Source organism: Streptomyces achromogenes (genome assembly GCF_030816715.1).
GTDB classification, from domain to species: Bacteria; Actinomycetota; Actinomycetes; order Streptomycetales; family Streptomycetaceae; genus Streptomyces; species Streptomyces achromogenes_A.
The window spans coordinates 1,269,104-1,289,713 of sequence record NZ_JAUSYH010000001.1 but is presented as its reverse complement, the minus strand read 5'-3'; the positions used below and the strand labels follow the sequence as shown (position 1 = coordinate 1,289,713).

The window sequence follows — 20,610 nt, the reverse complement described above, 5'->3', positions numbered from 1 at the left end:
GGTCCGCGGTGGGGTGGAGGGACACGGTCGTCAGCCCTCCAGGACCGTGCGCAGGTCCCACAGGGTGCGCCAGGTGGCCGACCCCTGCTCTGCCCGGCGTCGGACGGGCCCGTCCCAGTAGCCGCGCAGCCGGGCCGCGTCGGCCGGATCGTCCTTGCGGACCACGCCGAGCAGATGGCCCGGCAGCAGACCCAGCACGTCGCGGTCCCCGGGGAAGTAGGCCGCGGCGAGGGCCAGCGCACCCGCGACGGACACCGCCTCCGCGGTGCTCATCACGGTGGACGGCCGCTCCACCTCCCAGCCCTCCGCCGACCGCCCCTCCCGCAGGTCACGGAAGGCGGTCACCAGCGCCTCCAGCACCGCGTCGTCGACCTGGAAGGGCGCGCCCGCCCGCTCCACCGAGGCCCGCGCCTGGCTGCGCACCAGCGCCGTCTCCGCGTCGAGGTCCGGGATCGGGCCGACCGTCTCGAAGTTGAAGCGGCGCTTGAGGGCCGCCGACATCTCCGACACGCCCTTGTCCCGCAGGTTGGCCGTGGCGATGATGTTGAAGCCGGGCGCGGCATGCGCCAACGCGTCACCGGTGCCCGCCAGTTCGGGAACGGCCATGCGCCGCTCGGACAGCAGGGAGACCAGCGAGTCCTGCACCTCGGGCAGGCACCGAGTGACCTCCTCGACGCGCGCTATGGCGCCCCGGGACATGGCGGTCAGCACCGGCGACGGCACCAGCGCCTGCCTGCTCGGTCCCTGCGCCAGCAACAGGGCGTAGTTCCAGCCGTACTTGAGCTGGTCCTCCGTCGTGCCGGCGGTCCCCTGCACGACCAGGCCGCTGGTGCCGCACACGGCGGTGGACAGCAGCTCGGACAGCATCGACTTGGCGGTTCCGGGCTCGCCGACGAGCAGCAGCCCGCGCTCGCCGGCCAGCGTCACGACGCACCGTTCGACCAGCGCACGGTCGCCGACGAACTTGCCCTCCACCGTCATCCGGCGCGGCACCCCTTCGGGCGTCTCCGCGTCGTCGGGGAGCTTCAGGGCACGGCCCGCGCTGCCCATGACGAACGTGACCACCGCACGCGGGGTGAGTCGCCAGGCAGGCGGCCGCGGCCCGTCGTCGTAGGCGGCGAGGAACGCCAGTTCGGCGGCGTACCGGTCCTCGGGCGGGACGATCTGCCGTACCGGGTCGGCGGACGGGACGGGGGAGGACGGGGCGGTGACGGTCATCGGCTCGCGCTCTTCCAGGGGGGACGGGGCGGTGGTCATCGGCGGCGGCCCTTGCGGGTGGCGCGGGTGGTGAGCTCCTCGTAGGCCGGGGCGTCGCCGGAGCGGACGCGTTCCCACGCGCGCGTGAACAGCTCGGGCACCGGCACCAGCGGCACGGCGCGCCCGTAGGCGGGAATCGGGTAGAGCCCCTTCTTCCAGAGCTCCACCGGCAGCGCGGGGGACTTCAGGTCGAGCCAGCCGCAGGGCAGGAACAACGTACGCCCGGCGCGCGCCCGTTTGGCCTCGACGACCAGGCCGCTCGCCGCGAGTTCGGCGCGGGCCCGCTTCGTCCGGGCCGGCTTCCAGCCGGTCCAGCGGACGCAGTTGCGGTCCGTGGGGTCCGGCAGTGCCAGCAACTGGAGGTAGAACGCCGCCGCGTCCTCGCCCAGCCCGTGGTGTGCCGCGACCTCGGCGACCAGCCCGGGTACGCCGACGGTCGGGTCCTGGGCGTATCCGAAAGCCCCCGCGGGATCGGCGCCGGCCGTGACCGCGCGGGTGAGCTCCTCGCCGAGGAGGGTCCGCAGCGCCCGCATGCCGTGCCCCCGGCCCTCGCCGACGAGCCCCTCCACCAGGCCGAACACCGGGTCGTCGGGGGTGCGCAGCGCGCCCGGCCGGACCAGCACGGTCTCCCGCTCGCCGTACCAGGGGCGCAGCACCAGCGCCTCGCCCGCGTGCGTCAGACCGTGCGCGTCGGCGCCGCCCACGGCGGGCAGCCCGTACGCCTTGCGCAGTTCGACCGCCGCCGAGGCGCCCGTGTCCGTCCAAGCGACGTCCAGGTCGAGCAGCAGCTCCGGATCGGCGAAGCGGCGGCGCAGTGCGGCGAGAGCCCCCGGCAGGAGCGCCCGCAGCGGGTGCGCGTACGGCAACGAGTAGGCGAGGCCGGCCAGCGCGGCCACGGCGCGGGTCAGCTCGCTGCGGCCGGGCAGCGCCGCCGGGTCCTCCGCGACGAGGTTGCCGTCCTTGTCCGGCCGTTGGACGGTGGTGCGGCTGATCCAGGGGGTGCGCTGCGGGTTGAGGACCTCCTCGACGGAGCCCGTGGGCAGTCCGGCGAGGGAGAGTTCCCCGGCGAGGTCCTCGGGCAGCCGGACGACCCCGGCGAGCCGCTCGGCCCACTCCCGGCCGGCTGCCTCCGTGTCCGGTCCGGCCGTCCACAGGTCGCCGGGGCGCACCGGCAGCAGCGCGCCGATCAGCGCCATCCGGTCGGCGTGCCCGACCGAGGACAACAGGGCGTCGCCGAGCCCCTTCTGACGCGGCTTCAGTCCGGTCGCGGCGATCACCTCCGCCGTGAGCTGCGCCGGCCCGCCGGCGACCAGCAGAGCCGCCTGCAACGGTCCCAGTCCGCCGCCCGTCGCGTCGGCGAGCGCGGCAGTCGCTCCCGGCTGCCAGGGCGCCGGGCCCTTGTCCCGGACGAGTGCGGTGACCGCGCTCAGCGCCTCGGCGGGGAACACCGCCGGGTGCGGGGTCTCCTGCGTCAGGGTGAAGTGGGCGATCGCGCCGAAGGCGCAGGCCGGGTCGTGGTCCAGGGCGAGCCAGTGCACCCGTCCGGACTGCCGCTCGATGCTCTGGCAGCCGAGCACGACGACGGTACGGCCGTCCCGGCGCAGCACCTGCCCGGCCCGCTCCTGCTTCTCGTGCGGCTCGCTCAGCACGACCTCGCGCAGGGCGCCGCCGGCGGCGGCGAGCGGCCCGTCCGCGACCGCCTCGCACAGCAGGAGCAGCGCCTCGCGGTGCGCCTCGGTCACCGTAGGCGACGCGGCGCGGTAGGCGAGCGGTCGCAGCACGTCCAGCAGAGGCGTCCACGCCAGGCCGATGCCGGGCACGGTGAACTCGTCGCTGCGCCACCCGTCGGCGGCGCCGGCGGACCGGCAGGCCGCGCCCAGCGGTGTGCCGTCGGCGGGCTTCCCGGACAGCACGTCGTTGACGGAACGGATCTGGCGCAGTGCGCTCCAGCGCACCTCGCCGCCCCACCAGCCGTGCGTCTGGGCGAGTCCCGCCGCGGCCTCGCGCAGCGTCTGGTCGTCACCGTGTTCGGGCTTGAGGTCGGCGTACATGCCGAGCACGCGTCGGCTCTGCGCCTTCGGCCGGTCGACCGGCGGCGCCACGAACGAGGCGGTCGACTCCGCGAGCCGCAGCACCGCGCGCACCAGCGCGACGACCCCCGTGACGATCCCGGAATCGCCGAGCGAGGGCAGGGCGGCGGACACGACCTGGCGGAGGACCTCGTCGGCGGTCGGCACGGCGGCCCGGGCCTCCGCGGTTCCGTCGACCGCCCCGGCCGCCGCCAGGGTCGCCCGCCGTTGTGCCAGCGCCTCGGTCGCGGCCCGCACCAGGCCGGCCGCCTGCTCGTCGGTCAGCGCCCGGAGCACGGCCGACGCGGCCTCGTCGCGCGGACGCAGCGCGTGCCAGAAGTCGACCGGCGGGACGAACCGGGTGCCGGCGGCGAACTCGCTGCCGCGCTCCATCGGCGTCACCCGGCCGAGCTCACCGGCCGCGGACGAGCCGTCGCCCGCGTACAGGGCGACCTGCCGGTGCAGGCCGACGGCCACCGGCTCGGCGCCCCCCGGCAGGCGCAGCGCGCCCAGCAACTCGCCCGGCGTCCGGCCGTCGGTCCAGGGCAGGGCGACGGTCCGTCCGTCCGGCGTGCCGGCGACCGTGCGTGTCTCGGCGCCCTCGCCCTCGGTGCGCACCCAGCGTCCGAGCACCGTGCCGTCCGTACCGAACGGGCTCTGTTCCAGGCCCGGTTGCAGCGGCAGCACCTGGCACTGGTCCTGGCGCAGGGTCGCGTCCTCCCGGATGCCGGACCGCAGGAACGCGGGCAGCGAGGCACGCCCGTGCGTGCCGGTGGCCGGGTCGTACTCGAGCCACACCTGCTGCCGGCCCTGTCGGCCCTGACGCCACAAGGAGACACCGTCGCCGAGGACGCGCCGGCCGGCCGGCAGGACGGTGTCGCCGGCGTGCAGGGTGCGCCCGCCGGTGGCCCGGCCGCCGCCGGGCAGCGGGATCGACGGGGCGCCGGCGTCGGAGCCGCCGTACCAGTAGTGCGGGATCTGCTCGCCGCCGAGCGGGAACACGTCGGACGGGCGGGCGGACCAGTACCCGAACTGCTTGCCGTCCTGCCGCCACATCACCAGCAGTTCGCCGTCCGTGTAGCGGAACGCCGGACGCTGCCAGCGGTCCGGCTCCACGGGCAGCCGCAGGTCGTGCTCCAACAGGATCTCCTGCGGGCCGACGACGAACACCTTGTGCTCGCGCGAGACGATCAGCGCCGGCCACGCCTCGTGGACGGTCATCGGGTTGTCGTGGTTACGGCCCGGCTCGGTCTCGGCGTCGAGCCGGCGCAGCGCCTCGTCGAGCGCGGGCCAGCCCAGTTCGTCGAGGATGCCCGCCCGCAGCGTGTGTCCGAGCAGGGGGGCGACCTCGTGGGCGGCGACCGCGGCCACCGCCGCCGGGCTCACCCGGGCGGCCACCGCCCGGAAGGGACGCAGCCGTTCCAGGGCGGCCCGCGCGGCGGGCAGGCCGACCGCCGCCGTCAGTTCCCCGGCCGCGTCCTCCAGCCACTCGCGCAGGACGTCGCCGAGCACGGGGTGCGCGGCCAGACCGTCCAGCACCCCGCCGGCGATCCGGTGGTCCTTGAGGGTGCCGATGTCGGTGTACAGCAGACGCCGACAGCGCGGGTCGGCCGCCATCGCCGTGAGGTCGCGCCGTTCGGGACCGGGTTTGCCGATCCAGTCGTCCAGGGAGAGGAAGACCACCTCGTCCGGGCCGGGCAGCGTCAGCGGCACGCCCCGCGCGACGCACAGGTCCAGCAGGTCCACGTCGGCGCCGGACCGCCAGCGTCCCGTGCACAGGTCCACGGGACGGCCCTGCTCGCGCAGGTGCGGCGCCATCCGCTCGACGAGGGCGAGGGTCGCCGGGGAGCGCCCGCTGACGTTCCCGCCGTGCTTGCGGTGCAGCGCCCAGCGGCCGAGCCAGTCCGCCGCGTCCACCTCGGCCGCCGTCCCGCCGGTGAGGAGCAGGTCGGCGCCGCACTCCGCGAGCAGCGCCAGCCAGAACTCGTCGTCCTCGACGGAGCGGCCCAGGCCGGCCGGCATGATCTCCAGCAGGCGCCCGCGGACCTCGGGCCGCTGCCCGGCGAGGACGGCGAGCGTCGGCCGGTAGGCGTTCCAGAAGGACGCGGGGGCCCGGACCGCCGCGGGCGACGCGAGCAGGTCGGCGACCAGGGCGCACTCCTCGGCGACCCGGTCGAGACCGGCGGCCTTGATCAGCCCGCGCGCGTCCTGCGGCAACGAGGCGTAGGGCGGCATGCCGGCCGCGCAGCGTTCCACCGTCAACTGCCGGAACTGCGCCCAGGCCGCGGCCGGGTCGAGCCGCGCGGCGAGCGCCTTGACGTGTTCCTTGAGCGCCTTGACGGTCAGCGCCCCCGCGAAGGCGAATTCCAGGAACACGGCCCGCTGCCGCTCCTCGTCGACCGTCAGCGCGTGCACCCGCTCCGCCTCGCGGGCCTTGCCGAAGAACGCGGAGGCGTACGTCGTGTTCTCGTACTGCAGGAAGACGCGGGCCGCCTGCTCGTAGAAGGTGGGCAGGAAGTGCGGCACGGCCCGGCCGAGCCGGGCGCCGAGCTCCTCGAAGCCGTCCTTGGCGGTGCCGGGACGGGACTTGGCCTGCCGTGCGAGCCGCTCGACGTCCTTGACCAGCGCCAGTGCGTGGTGACCGTTGGCCGGGTCGTTGACCAGCGCCCAGGCGGGGAAGCCGAGCGTCTCCCGGCGCACCTGGCCGACCTCGGGCGTCTGCGCCCGGCGGGTCAGCCCGAGGAAGTCCAGAGCGAGGTCCTCGGCGTCGCCGAGGGTGTCCGGCACGAGCCGCACGACCGTCCGGTCGCCCAGAACGGGATGGGTGTACGAGCGGACGGTGAGGGTGTCGGCGTCCTCGCGGACCGTGCTGCCCGGGGGCAGCACGGCGCCGGCGTCGAGCAGCGCGGCCGCGGTGGCCTCGTCGTAGGTCGTCATGCCGCCCGCTCCTCGTCCTCGACGTCGCGGCCCGCGTACAGGGCGGCCGCCATCCGCATGCCCTCCGACCAGGCCACCGGCCCGACCTGACCGAGTTTCAGCACCCGGCCGGCGGAGTCGGTGAACACCAGGGGGCCGGTCTCCGTCTCCTCGTAGCCCTCGTAGTCGCCGACCCACACCCGGGCCTCGACGGTCCGGCCGTCCTCCAGCACGGAACAGACGGCGTGACCGCCGCGCACCCGGTAGCCGAGCTGGGTCACCCGGCCGTGCAGGAAGCGCTGCTCCTTGAAGGCGCCACCCGCGTACTCCTCGACGGCCGTGTCCTGCGCGTCGAGCGCGGCGGGCCGCTTCCACACCTCCCGGAAGAGCTGCTGGGCGCGCTGCTCGACGCCGAGTTCGACGGCGAACTCCCGCAGCTCCTCGAGGTCTTCGAGGAGCACGGGGTGCGGGAGACGGACCAGGTCGGGGACGATGCGCACGGTGTCGCCGTCGAGGTCGACCAGGCCGAGTCCGCGCTCCACGTCGGCGTCCCGCAGGAACCCCGCGACCTCGCCGTCGGCCCCGGTGACGACGAGGTCGCGCAGGGCGGCCTGCCAGGCGGGGTCGGGCCACACCCGCGCGACGACCTCGAACGGCACCGGCAGCGAACGCACCATCCACCGCTCGACGTCGGCCAGACACCGGCGTTCGTGCCGTTCCAGCCACTCGGTGAGCTGGCGCAGCCCCACCACCGCCGGATCGTCGGCGATCTTCGGCGGCACGGACTTCAAGCGCCGTCCGGCCGCGTTGCGGCACACCACCTTGCCGTCCTCGAGGGCGACTTCGTAGTCGCCGGCCGACACCCACCCCATGCGTGCCTCCCGCACCCGCAGTGATCAAGTGACGGGAACTGTAGAGGAGGCCACTGACAGCGGGCCCGTACGGGCGCCGACCTGGAGAAAGAGCCCGGTGAGGGGGCTTGCGGGCGGTCTGGTCAGCCCTCGACCCAGCCGTGGTTCTTGGCGAACTGCGCCAGCCCGGTCCGCACCTGCACGATCTGCTCGCCGGTGAGCGAGGGCGCCGCCGTCAGCAGCGCCTCGGTCACGTCCCGGACGAACTCCTCCGTGCTGAGGACATCGCACAGGACGTCGTCGTCGGCGGTGAGGGGCTTGCCGTCCTCGCCGCGCGCGAGCCGCACCCCGGACGCCTTGGGGCCGCGCTCGCCGTCCTCGATCTCGAACTCCACCACGATGCCCCGGCGGACCTGGGACTCGGGCATCAACATGTCGTTGACGTGCAGGAAGACATCCTCCCCGCCGTCGTCGGGAGCGATGAACCCGTACCCCCGCTGGCTGTCGAAGCGCACCACACGACCAGCAACCATCCCAACCCCCAGCAACCTCGAAACACCCACGTCGGTGAACCTGCCCAGATCGTAGTCACAGAGACGGCGCGGGGGCGAGGCTCGGTGCCGATAAGGGGGAACGTCAGTCCTCGGCCCGCTCGGCGTCCCGCTTCTTGAGGCGCGCGGACTCCTTGCGGACCTCGGCCTGCGTGGCGCGCTCCTTCTCCAGCCACTGCGGCCTTGCTTCCTTGAGCGCGTCGATCTGCTCGGAGGTCAGCGCCTCCGTCACCCCGCCGCGGGCCAGACCCGCGATGGACACGCCCAGCTTGGCCGCGACCACAGGACGGGGGTGCGGACCGCTCTCGCGCAGCTTCACCAGCCACTCGGGCGGGTTCGCCTGCAGCTCGTTCAGCTCGGCGCGCGAGACGTCGTTCTCCTGGAAATCGGCGGGCGTGGCGGGGAGGTACACACCCAGCTTCTTCGCCGCGGTGGCGGCCTTCATCGTCTGGGTGCTCTGCTGCGACTTCATGCGGCCCAGGGTATCGGCCGCCGACGAGACCGCCGACCAGGGCCGGTGACCGCAGCCGGTAACCTTGCGGGATGACCGACTCGGCGGACTCCCCCTCGTTCCGGCTCGCGTACGTCCCCGGAGTGACGCCCGCCAAGTGGGTGCGGATCTGGCAGGAGCGCCTGCCCGACGTCCCCCTCACCCTCCTCCAGCTCACCCCCGCCGAGGCCTCCGACGCCCTGCGCGAGGGTGTCGCCGACGCGGCCCTGGTGCGCCTTCCCGTCGACCGGACGGTGCTCAGCGCGATCCCTCTCTACACGGAGACGACCGTCGTCGTGGTCCCCAAGGACCACGTGATCACCGCAGCCGAGGAGATCACCCTGGACGACCTCGGCGACGAGGTGGTCCTGCATCCCCTCGACGACGTCCTCGGCTGGGACCGGCCGCCCGGCGAGGCGGCGTTCGAACGCCCCGCGACCACCGAGGACGCGATCGAGCTGGTCGCGGCGAACATCGGCGTCCTGATCGTTCCGCAGTCGCTGGCCCGCCTGCACCACCGCCGAGACCTGACCTACCGCACGGTCGTCGACGCCCCCGGGTCGGAGGTCGCGCTCTCCTGGCCCGAGGAGGCGACCACCGACCTGGTCGAGGACTTCATCGGGATCGTCCGCGGCCGCACGGTCAACAGCACGCGAGGGCGGGCCCAGCCGACGCCCGCGAAGGAGCGGCAGCCGCGCAAGCCGCAGCCGGGCGGCGCGCCCCGCAGGGCCGGCGGGGGAGCCGGCGGAGCCCGTGGCCGCAGCGGCGGGGCGAAGGCCGGAGGCGGCGGCAGGAGCGGCGGCGGCACGAAGGGCGGCGCCGGACGGCGCGGCACCGGCGGCGGCAAGCCCCGCCGCCGCTCCTAGGGCGTGTTTCAAGAGTCCCGCCTGCCCGGCCGGGCGGACCACGCTACTTTCGAAACACGCCCCAGAGCGCCCGCGGCCGGTCGGCACACCGGGGTCGCACCACGCGCCGGGTCCATCGCCGCGTCAGGTCGCGGCGGAGCGCTACCGCGCGGCCGTCCGCCCGATCGACCGCACCAGCGGCAGGAGCCGGTGCGGCACGCGTTCGCGGAGCGCCACCTCGGTGCGGGTGCGGACCACCCCGGGCAGGCTGATCAGCTTCTGGATCACGTCCTCGAGGTGCGCGTTGTCCCGGGCGACGACCCGGGTGATGAGGTCGCCGCCGCCGGTGACGGAGAAGGCCTCGACGATCTCCGGGACGGCGGCCAGCGCGTCGCCCACCTCGTCGAGGTGGCCCTGGGTGACCTCGATGTGCACGAACGCGAGAACCGGGTGGCCCAGCGCGGCGGCGGAGAGCGTCGGTCCCGTGCCGGTGATCACACCGTCCCGCTCCAGCCGGTCGAGGCGGGCCTGCAACGTGCCTCGGGCGACGCCGAGCAGGCGGGCGTACTCCCGCACGCTGGTCCGCGGCTGTTCGATGAGCAGCCGCAGTATGCGGGTGTCCAGCTCGTCCACGGCCATGTGGTCGCCCGGTCCCTTCGTGCACACACTGATCAGCGACGACAGTACCAACGGCCCGGCGGAGCGCGACTCGGCGACTCCCGACGGCCACGGCGGCCCCCGTCGGCCGGGACGGTGGCTGAACCGTGTGGCCGCGCGAGTGGGCCGTTGGCCGGTCCGCGGACACGGTGGACCCGGCACGACTGTGCCATTGGCGCAGTGTTCCCGTTGCCGGTTGAACCATTCACCCCTGTGATGCTGAGATGACCCCGTCGATGGCGCTGCGGACTCCGCGGCGCCTTTTCCGTGTCGTCGGCGTGTCCGGGTGGGAAAGGGCGGGACCAGCTTGCTGAAGAGGGCTTTCGTGGCACCGGATCCGGGGCGGGTACGGCTGCGGTTCGCCTCCCGGGCGGTGCTCGGCGTCGGGTTCGCCGTCGCCCTGTGCGGAGCCGCCGGGCACACGCTGACGGCGGCCGTCACAGGAGGGCTGGCCGCGCTGCTGGCCCTGTTCACGGTGACCGACCAGACCGTGCGCGGTCAGGCCGTGACGACCGCGCTGCTGCCCGCCGTCGGGCTGCCGGTGCTCACGCTCGCGGCCTTCCTGCACGACCTCCCCGTCGCCCGCGACCTGGCCTTCCTCGCCGTCGTGGGCACCGGAGCCTATGCGCGTCGGTGGGGCCCGCGCGGACACGCGCTCGGGGTGTTCGCCTTCATGACCTACTTCGCCGCGCAGTTCCTCCACACGGTCCCCGCCCGGCTGCCCGAGCTCTGCGCGGCCGTGCTGCTGTCGCTGGCGGCGTCGTCCGCGGTGCGGTTCGGGGCGTGGTGCTACGAGCGGCGCTCGCCCGCGCCGTCGCCTGTCGCCGCGCCGGCCGGCGGGCGCGGGCTCGCGCGCGTCACGACCCGGCAGGCCGTCCAGGCGACCGTGGGCGCCGCGATCGCCCTGTTCGTCGGCCAGGCGCTCTCCGACCAGCGGTGGTACTGGGCCGTGGGCGCGACCTGGTGGGTGTTCGTGAACACCGCCTCGCGCGGCGAGACGCTGGTGCGCGGGTTCCGGCGGTTCCTCGGGACCGTCCTCGGGATCGCCCTGGGACTCGTGGTGGCCGTGCCGCTGCACGGGGAGCCCGTGGCGTCGGCCGTGGTCGTCGGCGTCGGCGTCTTCGGGATCTTCTACACGGCCGCCGTCTCCTACACGTGGATGATGCTGTCCGTCACGGTCATGGCCAGTGCGCTGTACGGGCTGCTGGGCCTGCTCGACCCGGCGCTGCTCGCCCTGCGGGCGGCCGAGACGGCGGTGGGCGCGCTGGGAGCCGTCCTGGCGGTGCTGCTGGTCCTGCCGGTGACCACGCACTCCGTCACCGACGCGTGGGTGGAGCGCGCCCTGCGCTGCGTGCACGCCTGCACCGCCGAGGCGGCGGCGCGGCTCGCGGGCGCGACGACCGCGGACCCGTCCCGGCGCGTGGCCGAACTCGAACAGATTTTGGCCCGCGTCCGGATGTCGCTGGCGCCGCTCGTGCATCCGCTCAGCCCCCTGCGCGCCCGCCGGGACCGGGCCCGGCAGGTGCTCGCCCTCCTCGACGACTGCGCCCGCGAGGTGCGCGGGCTCGCCGCGGTCGCCGCGGACCCGGAGGCCTCGCACGACGCCCGTCTCGTCGCCGCGTGCTGGCGGGTGGAGGCCGCGGTCGAGGCGCTCACCGCCCCGGTGGCCGCCAAACGTCGCTCCGGCGCGACCGACGCCGCCCCGCCCGTCGCGCCGGCCGAGCCGGTGCTGGCCCACCTGCACGCCCTGGAGCGCGCGCTCCTCGAACTCGCCGTCCCGCTGCGCCGCGCCGGCCACGTCCCGGCCGACGCCTGACACGCGGGCACTCCCGGCCCCCGGCGGCTGCCGTGAGGCACCGAGGGTCGGCGGCCGGCGGGCCGTGGCCGGCGTGCCGCGCGGCGGAGGTCGGCGTGCCGCGCGGAGCACGCTTGGTCTAGACCGCTGGTGATCGACTGCTACCGTCACCCCCGAGCGGCAGCGTCAGCGGCGGCAGCGGCGACCCGGGAGGCGACAGCGGTGGCAGACCTCGGCGGAAGACGACGGCGGGCGTTCATCGGCTCGTTCACGGCGGCGGGAGGGCCCGGCATCGTGGTCGCCGTCGTGGACCGGGCCAGTGGCGCCCTGACGCTCGTGGGCAGCGTGAACGGAGTCCCGGATCCTTCCTACCTCGCCCTGTCGCCCACCGGGGAGACGCTGTACGCGGTCAGCGAGACGACGGACGGCGCGGTGGCCGCGTACCGGGTGACGGGGGACGTGCCCGAACAGGCCGGGCCGCCGGTGCCGGTCGGCGGCAGCGGACCCACCCACCTCAGCGTGTTCGACGGGCACGTCCTGACCGCCAACTACGGCTCCGGGAGCGTCACCGCCGTCCCGGTCCGGGCCGACGGCAGCCTCGCCCGCGTCGCCTCCGGCGTCCTGCGGCACACCGGCTCGGGCCCGCACACGCGGCGCCAGCAGGGCCCGCACGCCCATCATGTGCAGCCCGACCCGAGCGGCCGCTGGGCGGTCAGCGTGGACCTCGGCACGGACTCGGTGCGGGTCTGCGCGCTGCGCGACGGCGCGCCCGTCCTGCACCGGGAGCACGCCCTGCGCCCGGGGTCCGGGCCGCGCCACCTGGCCTTCCATCCGGCGGGCCGGCACGCCTACGTCGTCAACGAACTCACGCCGACGGTCACCGTCTGCCGCTGGGACGCGGCGGACGGCTCGCTCAAGCCGCTGGCCGAGGCCGCCCTGCTGCCCGGCGCGCCGGCCGGGGACGCCTACCCCTCGGGCCTCGTCGTCTCGCCCGACGGCCGCTTCGTGTGGGCCGCCACCCGCGGCGAGGACGTGCTCTCGGTGTTCGCCGTCGAAGCCCAGGGCGAGGTGCTGCGCCTCGTCGGGACCGTGCCCTGTCACGGGCGGTGGCCGCGGGCGGTCGCCCTCGCCGACTCCGGAGACTTCCTCTACGTCGCCAACGAGCGCTCCGGTGACGTCACCTGGTTCAGCCTGGACCCGACGACCGGCCTGCCCCGCCGCGCGGGCTCGGTCGAGGTACCCGCCGCGTCCTGCGTGGTCCTCGACTGATCCGGTCGTCGGTCCGCCCGCGGGAGCGTGACGCGAAGGGCCCCCTCCCGGCCGGGAGGGGGCCCTTCGTCGGCGTCCTGAGGTGGTGCCGTCGGTTCAGCGGACGGGCGCGCCCTGCTGCTGCGGCGGTGCGATGCCGAGAGCCGTCGTGTACTTGGCCAGGGCGAGCTTGCCGATGGCCGGGTAGGGGCCGAGCGCGTCGGCTGCGGGGCAGCCGGCCTCCTTGGCCGCCTCCTCGATCAGCGTGCTGTCGATCTCCGGGCCGATCAGGTACGGCGCCAGCGCCAGTTGCTGGGAGCCGGAGGAGCGCAGCTGCTCGGCGACGGAGGCGATGGAACCCTCCTGGTCGAGAGCGGCGGCCATCACCGGAACGGCGAGACGCGCGGCGAGCAGCATGCCGGTGATGCCGGCGGCCTGCACGGCCTCCTCGCCGCCCACAGAGGCGAGGATGATGCCGTCCGCGGCCGTCGCCACGGTGAACAGCCGGGCGCGGTCCGCGCGGGCCAGACCGGCCTCGGACAGCCGCACGTGCAGCGCCTCGGCGAGCAGCGGGTGCGGGCCGAGCACATCGGTCAGCTCGGCCGCGATCCGGCTCTCCATGACGGCCTGGCGGACCTGGCGCAGCAGCGCGCTGTCCGGACCGGCCAGCAGCGGCACGACCACGGCGACCGGGCCGTCGGGCTCCTTGACGTCCAGACCGGCGGCGCGGGCCTGTTCGAAGCGGGCGGTGCGCTCCTCGGCGGCGTACGTCAGCACGGACTGCAGGGTGGGGAACTCGGCGTCGTCCCCGTCGAGGTAGCCGATGCGCGCGTCCAGGCCGGGGAGCTCGGAGCGGGCGATGCTCACGACCTCCTCGGCGAGACCGCGGATGGCGACGCTCGGCGAGCCCGGCACCGCGAGGACGAGCGCGGGCGCGCCCTCGGGAGCCGCCAGCGGCTCGGGTCGGCGGTGCCGCCCGGGCTGGCGAGGTCGCGGCATTCGTACTGGCAGGCCGGACGCGGGCCCAGTGGGGGAGCTCATGGCGACGCATGTTACTGGCTTCCTGGGCTCCCCTGTTCGGGGAGGGTGCACGTGAGCGGTATCCGTCCGGTTTTGTCTGATGAGTTACGTACGGATCAGAAGTGATCAGCGTGTTTTCCAGGTGACTTGCCCTCGAAGGGGGTAATTCCCCTTTTGGGGCATGACGTACGTTCCCTACGCACCATGCATTACCCGGACGGCATCACCGACAGCAGCGTCTCCTCATGCGGCAACCCCAGGGCGCCCGCCGCCAGGCCGGCGGCGATGCGTACGGCGCCGTCCAGCGCATCGCCCTCGGCGGGCGTCCGCAGGGCGTGCGGCAGCCGTCTCGCCAGGTCGTCCTCCAGGGGGACGAGGAGGGGGTCGCCCAGTGCGAACAGGCCCCCGGTCAGTGCGATCCGGGGCTCACCCCCCGGCGGGCACACCGCGGCGACCGACTCCGCGACGTGCCGGGCCGCCGCCCGCAGGATGCCGCCCGCCACCGGGTCGTCCTGCGCGCACTCGGCCACCGCCGGCGCGAACGAGGCGAGGACGGCCGGGCGGTCGGGGCGTGGATACAGCTGCCCGGGCAGTGCGGCCAGCGGCCCGAACCGCTGCTCGGCGCGGGCCAGCAGCGCCGCGGATCCGCCGGGGCGTCCGTCGTGGGCGCGCAGCGCGGCCTCGAGCCCCGCCCGGCCGATCCAGGCGCCCCCACCGCAGTCGCCCAGCAGATGTCCCCAGCCGTCCGCCCGCCGCCAGGCCCTCAGATCCATGCCGACCGCGATCAGACCGGTGCCCGCGGCCACCACCGCTCCCGGCCGCGCCCCCAGCGCCCCGGCGTAGGCCGTGACGGCGTCGGCGGCGAGGGCGGTCGTGCGGACGCCGAACTCCCGCGCCAGGGCGGACGGGAGTTCGGCGCGCAGCGCGTCGCCCAGGGTGGCGAGGCCCGCCGCGCCGACGACCGCCGTGGTCGGCGGCGGCGCTCCGGTCTCGGCCGCCAACGCCCTGACCAGGGGGACCAGTTGTTCCATCAGATGCACCGGGTCGATGCCCCGCGCCCCGGTGCGCACGGGCACCGGGGACGAACGCCGGCCCAGAGCACCCCGCCCGGCCGATCCCAGAGCGACCCGCAGTCCCGAACCGCCTGAATCCACGGCGAGGATGCCCGTGACGGCGTAGGCGCCCGCGCCCGAGGTCCCGCTCCGCCCGGTGCCGGAGGTCACGGCAGACACCGGACCGCGGTCCGACCCGCAGGCCCGACCGGCAGGTCGGCGGTGAGCTCCCGGTGCATGTCGACGCTCCTTCCCGGTGAGCGGCGACACGATCCGCCCGAGGGGACAGGTCATGTGCCAGTGCCCGGGACAGGTTATGTGCCAGTAAGGTGACGCCCTGTGGCACCACGACCTCTGTATGAACTTGTCGAAGCGGGCTGGGCTAAGGCTCTTGAACCGGCGGCCGAACGCATCGCGGCCATGGGGGACTTCCTGCGGGCCGAGATAGCGGCCGGCCGGACCTATCTGCCGTCCGGGGCGAACGTCCTGCGGGCCTTCCAGCAGCCTTTCGACGACGTCCGCGTCCTGATCGTCGGCCAGGATCCCTACCCGACGCCGGGAATGGCGATCGGGCTGAGTTTCGCGGTCTCGCCGGAAGTGCGGTCGTTGCCGGGGAGTCTGGAGAACATCTTCCGGGAACTGCACTCCGACCTCGACCTGCCCAGGCCGTCGAACGGCGATCTGACGCCCTGGACCGAGCAGGGTGTGCTGCTGCTCAACCGGGCGTTGACCACGGCTCCGCGCAAACCGGCGGCGCACCGCGGCAAGGGCTGGGAAGAGGTCACCGAGCAGGCGATCAGGGCGTTGGCCGGGCGCGGCAAGCCGCTGGTGTCCATCCTGTGGGGGCGGGACGCCCGCAACCTGCGACCGCTGCTGGGCGACCTTCCGGCGATCGAGTCCGCTCACCCCTCCCCGATGTCCGCGGACCGCGGCTTCTTCGGCTCACGACCGTTCAGCAGGGCCAACGACCTGCTGCTGCGGCAGGGCGCCCAGCCCGTGGACTGGCGACTGCCGTAGGCGACCGTGCCGGGGTGAAGGACGATGATGATTGGGAGCGCTCCCGAAATCGCCACCGCCCCGGCGTGGCCGCCTGTCACCCAGCGCCCGGGCATGCGGGCGCCCGGGCATGTGCAGGGACCCGCGCTTGCAGGCCGTACGCCGTTGGTGGGTGGTTGCTTCGGGCCTCGTCAGGCTGATTCCCGGACCACCAGCTCCGTCCGCAGGATGACATGGCGGTAGGCCACCGACGGCTCCTCCATGTCCTCCAGCAGGAGTCGGATCATGGCCCGGCCCATCTCCTCCAGCGGCTGACGCACCGTGGTCAGGGGTGGCTCGGTGCGCTCGGCCAGCGGAAAGTCGTCGAAACCGATCACGGCTACGTCCTCCGGCACGCGCCGCCCCGCGGCTCTCAGCGCCCGCAGCGCCCCGGCGGCCGTGGTGTCCGAGGCGGCGAGGACGCCGTCGATCTGCGGGTGCCTCTCGAGCAGGTGGGCCATGGCGCGACGCCCGCTGTCCTCCGTGAAGTCGCTCTCGGCGACCAGGGAAGGGTCGCTGTTCAGGCCGGCCAGCGCCAGAGCGTCCCGGTAGCCGCGCAGCCGGCACCGGGCGACGTACATGTCCAGCGGCCCCGTCACGGTGGCGATCGCCGTGCGGCCCTGTGACAGCAGGTGGGAGACGGCACTGCGCGCACCGCCCACGTTGTCCGCGTCCACGTAGCTGACGTACTCGTCGCCCGAGCGACGCCCCAGCATCACGGTCGGCAGCCGCGCCTCGGCGAGCATGTCCGGCAGCCGATCTCCCTCGTGCACGGACATCAGCAGGACTCCGTCGACCCGGCCGCCGCGCGCGTACTCGAGGAAGCGCTGCCTCTCGTCGTCCGACCGGACCAGGGTCAGCATCAGCTGCATCCCGGTGTCGGTCAGCGCGTCGCCGAGCGAACGGACGATCTCCGAGAAGAACGGCTCCGCGAACACCCGCCAGTCGGGCTCGGTCAGCACGAGAGCGACGGCATCGGTGCGCCGTCCGGCCAGGGAGCGGGCCGCGAGATTGGGGACGTACCCCAGTTCCGCGATGGCCTGCTGCACGGATCGGCGCGTCGAGTCCTTCACGCCGGCCGCGTTGTTGATGACGCGGGAGACGGTGCCCCGCCCCACCCCGGCGTGAGCGGCCACCTCTTCCAGCGTCGGCGTGTCGGGCCGTCGCCTGCCCATGCCCACCTCCCCCAAGAGATCACCGATCTTACGGGCCGAGGGAACCCGGGCACACGGCTTCCGCGCGTGCCCCGTGCATTGTCGGCCATGACGGCGTCTGGTTCGGGTGGTTCATGAGTGATTGCGTCGCGCGCTCGTCGCCGGTTCGGGGCCTTGCGGTCGGCCAAGTTCCGGTCGGGCGTCCGGCGTCCGGCGTCCGGCATCCGGCGTCCGGCGTGCGGGGGGACGGAGCGGGACCCGCCCTGTCGGCGCGGAGGCCGGACGGGCGGGTCCCGGGTGGGCGGACGGGCACGACCCGCCGCGGATCCGGTGCGTGGTCGGCGGTTGACGGGCCGGGCCGGGATCCGGGGCCGGGCGAGCCGTTCCGCCTGCGTCAGGCGGTGGTGCAGGCGGTGCCGTTGAGGCTGAAGGCGGCCGGCTTGACGAAGCCGCCGCCGTAGGAGGCCTGGAATCCGAACGACACCTGACCGCCCGGCGCGATGTTCGCGTTGTGTGCCGCGTTGGCGGCCGTCACCGCTCCCGAAGAAGGCGAGATGCCGGCGTTCCACGCGTGGGTGATCTGCTGCCCGGAGGGCAACGTGAAGGCGAGATTCCAGCCGTTCACCGGGGACGAACCCGTATTGGCCACCGCGACGTCGGCGGTGAAGCCGCCCTGCCACACACTCGTGCTGTAGGCCACCCTGCACGCCGCGGGACCGCTGGGGCCGCCCGGGTCGCCGGGGGTGCCGCCGCCGAGGTTCACGGTGGAGGAGAACGACGTCACCGCCAGTCCCGCGCCGTTCTGCCACGGCTCGAAGCCGGCCTGAATGCTCGTCAGATACCAGTCTTTCTCTGCGAGTCCGCGGGAGACGGCGTTGCGGGCGAAGTCCATCACGTCGAAGCTCCAGCTGTCGATCGCCGACGGCGCCACGAAGGACAGGACGTCGTTGGTGCCGTTGTTGCCGGACCACACCTGCCACTGGCGTCCGGCGACGGTGGCCGAGCCGACCGGCGAGCCCACCGGCTGCACCGCCCCCACGCGGTTGAACCAGATCATGATCTCGGTGCGGTTCACACCGTCGGTGCGGGGCGTCGGGTCCAGCCAGATGTCGTAGGCGGCGTCGTAGACCGCACCGCTCACGTAGCCGTAGGAGATGCTCGTGGGGGCCCCGGAGATGGCGCTGAGCCGGGCGGGGAGGTTCGTGCCGGGCGAACAGTTGGTGTAGTGGCAGCCGTTGTACACGGACGGGTAGGACTTCGGGGCGCCGTTCGTGGGGACGGAGCCGTCGGCCTGGGCGATCCGGAAGCCCGAGTCCGTGACGGTGATGCACTGCGGCGCACTGGTGCCCCAGCGGTTGTTCTGAACGACGTAACGGCCCTTGATCGTGGTGGAGCCGAACGTCTCGCAGATCGTCGTGTCGGCGTGGGACGTCGAGGCGCCGGTGAGAAGTGCGGCCAGCGCGGCGAGTGAGGTGAACAGCGCGCCGAACAGAGCGCGCACCCTGCGGGCTTGGAGAGGTGACGGTTGCATGGGGTCCTCCGCGACGGGTGTGGGGGCCAGGCCAGGAGTGCCCCACCGATTGGGAGCGCTCCCATCCGTTCTCCGCTGGGACTGTAGGAGAAGATCATGCCCCTGACAAGATGACGGGTGCGGGTGTCTCCGGCCGTTCCGCGCCCCGAGCTACTTCAACCGACCCGGCGTCGCGGACGCGGAGTTCGCGAAGGAACCGCGCACGACGCTGCGGAAGTTCTTCTTCATGGCCTCCGGCGACGCCCCCGACGCCGGTGAGGGGAAGCAGCCGCTGGTCGAGCCCGGTCGGGGTGGCTGGAGACGATGCCCGATCCCGCGGCCCTGCCGGAACGGCTCACCGAGACCGACCTGGACGTCCTCACCGAAAGCTTCTCCAAGGGCTTCACCGGCGCGCTCAACCGGTACCGCAACCTCGACCGGAACTGGAGCTGACGGCTGCCTGGCACGGGACGGTCGTGAACGTGCCCGCGCTGTATGTATATGGGGACCGGGACCCGGTGCCCGCGTTCCCGGGGACGCCCGAACTCATCGCGGCGCTCCCGGACCTGATGCCGAGTCTGCGGTGCGACCCGGTCAGGCTGGAGGCGTGCGGGCACTGGACGCAGCAGGAGCGCCCGGCGGAGGTGAACGCGGCGCTCCTGGACTTCCTCACCGACCTGCGTGGCTGACCTCGGGCCCGGGACGGCCAGGCCGGCTCAGTGCAGGGGCTCGGCACGGCGTACCGGCCCGTCCTGCCCGGCGCGGCCCGCCGGGCAGGCGCGGGGGACCCGCCGGTCCCCGCGCGTCCGGTCCCTCTCATCCGATCACCGCGGCTCGTACGCACAGCACGTCCGGCAGGTGCGAGGCCACCTGCTCCCAGCTGTCCCCGTCGTCCGCCGACGCGAACACCTCGCCGTTGCGGTTGCCGAAGTACACGCCGGCCCGCTCCGCGACGTCGTCGGTGCACAGCGCGTCCCGCAGGACCGTTCCGTAGTGGTCCTCCTGCGGCAGCCCCGCGGAGAGCGGCTCCCAGCTCTTGCCCGCGTCCGCGGTGCGGAAGACCCGGCATCGGCGGTCGGCGGGCACCCGGTCGGCGTCGGCGTTGATCGGGAACACGTACGCCGTGTCCCCGCGGGTCGGGTGCGCGGCGACGGCGAAGCCGAAGGTGGAAGGCAGGCCGGGGCCGATATCGGTCCACTGCCCGCCCGCGTCGTCGCTCCGGTACACCCCCCAGTGGTTCTGGAGGTAGAGACGGTCCGGGTTCGCCGCGTCCCTCGCCACCTTGTGCACGCACTGGCCGAACTCCGGATTCGGGTCGGGCAGGAACACCGCGGAGACACCCGAGTTGGCGGGTGCCCAGTTCGCCCCGCCGTCGGCCGTGCGGAACACGCCGGCCGTCGACACGGCCACGGTCACCGATCGCGGGTCGCGCCGGTCGGTGAGGATCGTGTGCAGCCCTTCCCCGCCGCCGCCCGGCACCCACCGGGAGCGTGTCGGGTGTTCCCACAGGGGGCGGACCAGCTCGAAGCTCTCGCCGCGGTCCTCCGAGCGGTAGAGCGCCGCAGGCTCGGTGCCCGCGTAGACCACGTCCGGCTCGGCCACGGCCGGGTGCAGCTGCCACACCCGCTCCAGCGAGGCGCCGGTGTCCTGAGGGAACCTGACGGCCGGCGCGGCCGGTTCGGTCCACGTCCGCCCGAGGTCGTCGGAGTGGAACACCGACGGCCCCCAGTGCGCGCTGTCGCCGCCGGCGAGCAGCCGCGGGCGGTCGCCGCGGGTGTCGAGGGCGACCGAGTAGATCGCCTGTGCGTTGAAATAGGGGGCTTCGTCGAACTCCCACGTGCCACCACGCCGACGCCCGACGAACAGGCCTTTGCGCGTGCCCACGGCGAGCAGTACCTCGGTCATGCCGATCACCTCCGCTGCGTCTTCGACGCCTTCGTCCCAGACACCGGCCAGTCTGCACCCCGCCACTGACAGTCACCTCCGGAAACGCGGTCGCCGCAGGTCACAGCGGCCCTGACGGCCCTGGACCGCACGAATTCGGCCACCTCCGCCACGACGCCCGCGGGCCGAGTGGACGCCGTGGGACGGCCGGCACGCGGACTCGCCCTGAGCATCGGGCCCGCCCGCCCCGTATGGGAGGGCGGCCGGGATGTACAT

Annotated in this window: 15 protein-coding genes and 1 pseudogene; 5 read left to right on the top strand and 11 right to left on the bottom strand. The window is 74.2% G+C overall.

The annotated features are described in order from the left end of the window. Positions 1-30: 30 nt before the first annotated feature. The 5 genes from QF032_RS05775 to QF032_RS05755 form a co-directional block, all read right to left on the bottom strand. Positions 31-1,218 carry an ATP-binding protein gene (locus QF032_RS05775; protein ID WP_307049934.1) on the bottom strand — a complete coding sequence of 396 codons (1,188 nt, stop codon included), beginning with the start codon at positions 1,216-1,218 and terminating at the stop codon, positions 31-33. Between the two features lie 35 nt (positions 1,219-1,253). Then, on the bottom strand, positions 1,254-6,263 hold the full coding sequence (locus QF032_RS05770; protein WP_307055195.1) for a hypothetical protein: 5,010 nt from the start codon (positions 6,261-6,263) through the stop codon (positions 1,254-1,256). Then, positions 6,260-7,114, bottom strand: a complete 855-nt coding sequence (locus tag QF032_RS05765; RefSeq protein WP_307055194.1) for a DUF4132 domain-containing protein — start codon at positions 7,112-7,114, stop codon at positions 6,260-6,262. The genes QF032_RS05770 and QF032_RS05765 overlap by 4 nt, the downstream gene beginning before the upstream one ends. A 122-nt stretch (positions 7,115-7,236) precedes the next feature. Next, complete coding sequence (locus QF032_RS05760; RefSeq protein WP_306954612.1) at positions 7,237-7,626, bottom strand: cold-shock protein; 390 nt, start codon at positions 7,624-7,626, stop codon at positions 7,237-7,239. A 103-nt stretch (positions 7,627-7,729) separates the two neighbouring features. Continuing rightward, positions 7,730-8,116 carry a DUF5997 family protein gene (locus QF032_RS05755; RefSeq protein ID WP_307040628.1) on the bottom strand — a complete coding sequence of 129 codons (387 nt, stop codon included), beginning with the start codon at positions 8,114-8,116 and terminating at the stop codon, positions 7,730-7,732. Positions 8,117-8,187: 71 nt separating this feature from the next. On the opposite strand from QF032_RS05755, the gene QF032_RS05750 reads away from it, so the two are divergent. Continuing rightward, positions 8,188-9,000: a LysR family substrate-binding domain-containing protein gene (locus QF032_RS05750; protein ID WP_307055192.1), complete on the top strand. Its 813-nt coding sequence runs from the start codon at positions 8,188-8,190 to the stop codon at positions 8,998-9,000. 141 nt (positions 9,001-9,141) lie between these two features. Here QF032_RS05750 and QF032_RS05745 read toward each other — a convergent pair whose 3' ends face one another. Continuing rightward, positions 9,142-9,618, bottom strand: coding sequence for an Lrp/AsnC family transcriptional regulator (locus QF032_RS05745; protein ID WP_307040624.1), 477 nt, complete (start codon positions 9,616-9,618; stop codon positions 9,142-9,144). A 325-nt stretch (positions 9,619-9,943) separates the two neighbouring features. Here QF032_RS05745 and QF032_RS05740 point away from each other — a divergent pair, with 325 nt between their 5' ends. Together QF032_RS05740 and QF032_RS05735 are read left to right on the top strand one after the other, a co-directional pair. Then, a complete protein-coding gene (locus QF032_RS05740) occupies positions 9,944-11,452 on the top strand; it encodes an FUSC family protein (RefSeq protein ID WP_307055189.1) in 1,509 nt (502 codons plus the stop codon). Positions 11,453-11,653: 201 nt separating this feature from the next. Then, a complete protein-coding gene (locus QF032_RS05735) occupies positions 11,654-12,700 on the top strand; it encodes a lactonase family protein (protein ID WP_307040620.1) in 1,047 nt (348 codons plus the stop codon). A 96-nt stretch (positions 12,701-12,796) separates the two neighbouring features. Here QF032_RS05735 and QF032_RS05730 read toward each other — a convergent pair whose 3' ends face one another. Next, positions 12,797-13,720 (bottom strand): sirohydrochlorin chelatase, encoded by a 924-nt coding sequence (locus tag QF032_RS05730; protein ID WP_307040618.1) that lies wholly within the window; start codon positions 13,718-13,720, stop codon positions 12,797-12,799. Positions 13,721-13,908: 188 nt separating this feature from the next. Beyond that, positions 13,909-14,922: an N-acetylglucosamine kinase gene (locus tag QF032_RS05725; RefSeq protein WP_307055187.1), complete on the bottom strand. Its 1,014-nt coding sequence runs from the start codon at positions 14,920-14,922 to the stop codon at positions 13,909-13,911. 168 nt (positions 14,923-15,090) lie between these two features. On the opposite strand from QF032_RS05725, the gene QF032_RS05720 reads away from it, so the two are divergent. Beyond that, on the top strand, positions 15,091-15,768 hold the full coding sequence (locus tag QF032_RS05720) for a uracil-DNA glycosylase (RefSeq protein WP_307055185.1): 678 nt from the start codon (positions 15,091-15,093) through the stop codon (positions 15,766-15,768). Positions 15,769-15,938: 170 nt separating this feature from the next. Here the strand turns inward: QF032_RS05720 and QF032_RS05715 are convergent, their stop codons facing one another. Further along, positions 15,939-16,961: a LacI family DNA-binding transcriptional regulator gene (locus tag QF032_RS05715; RefSeq protein WP_307055183.1), complete on the bottom strand. Its 1,023-nt coding sequence runs from the start codon at positions 16,959-16,961 to the stop codon at positions 15,939-15,941. 373 nt (positions 16,962-17,334) lie between these two features. Continuing rightward, positions 17,335-18,471: a GH12 family glycosyl hydrolase domain-containing protein gene (locus QF032_RS05710; RefSeq protein WP_307055181.1), complete on the bottom strand. Its 1,137-nt coding sequence runs from the start codon at positions 18,469-18,471 to the stop codon at positions 17,335-17,337. A gap of 148 nt (positions 18,472-18,619) precedes the next feature. Between QF032_RS05710 and QF032_RS05705 the strand changes: the two are divergent. Continuing rightward, positions 18,620-19,139, top strand: a pseudogene (locus tag QF032_RS05705) (alpha/beta fold hydrolase); the annotation flags it as partial. 127 nt (positions 19,140-19,266) lie between these two features. Here the strand turns inward: QF032_RS05705 and QF032_RS05700 are convergent. Then, positions 19,267-20,421 carry a WD40/YVTN/BNR-like repeat-containing protein gene (locus tag QF032_RS05700; RefSeq protein ID WP_307040610.1) on the bottom strand — a complete coding sequence of 385 codons (1,155 nt, stop codon included), beginning with the start codon at positions 20,419-20,421 and terminating at the stop codon, positions 19,267-19,269. Positions 20,422-20,610 lie beyond the last annotated feature (189 nt).

Coding starts and splice junctions, on each gene's coding strand:
- QF032_RS05775 (WP_307049934.1), bottom strand. CDS start 1,218: ATGACCGTCACCGCCCCGTCCTCCCCCGTCCCGTCCGCCGACCCGGTA.
- QF032_RS05770 (WP_307055195.1), bottom strand. CDS start 6,263: ATGACGACCTACGACGAGGCCACCGCGGCCGCGCTGCTCGACGCCGGC.
- QF032_RS05765 (WP_307055194.1), bottom strand. CDS start 7,114: ATGGGGTGGGTGTCGGCCGGCGACTACGAAGTCGCCCTCGAGGACGGC.
- QF032_RS05760 (WP_306954612.1), bottom strand. CDS start 7,626: ATGGTTGCTGGTCGTGTGGTGCGCTTCGACAGCCAGCGGGGGTACGGG.
- QF032_RS05755 (WP_307040628.1), bottom strand. CDS start 8,116: ATGAAGTCGCAGCAGAGCACCCAGACGATGAAGGCCGCCACCGCGGCG.
- QF032_RS05750 (WP_307055192.1), top strand. CDS start 8,188: ATGACCGACTCGGCGGACTCCCCCTCGTTCCGGCTCGCGTACGTCCCC.
- QF032_RS05745 (WP_307040624.1), bottom strand. CDS start 9,618: ATGGCCGTGGACGAGCTGGACACCCGCATACTGCGGCTGCTCATCGAA.
- QF032_RS05730 (WP_307040618.1), bottom strand. CDS start 13,720: ATGAGCTCCCCCACTGGGCCCGCGTCCGGCCTGCCAGTACGAATGCCG.
- QF032_RS05715 (WP_307055183.1), bottom strand. CDS start 16,961: ATGGGCAGGCGACGGCCCGACACGCCGACGCTGGAAGAGGTGGCCGCT.
- QF032_RS05710 (WP_307055181.1), bottom strand. CDS start 18,471: ATGCAACCGTCACCTCTCCAAGCCCGCAGGGTGCGCGCTCTGTTCGGC.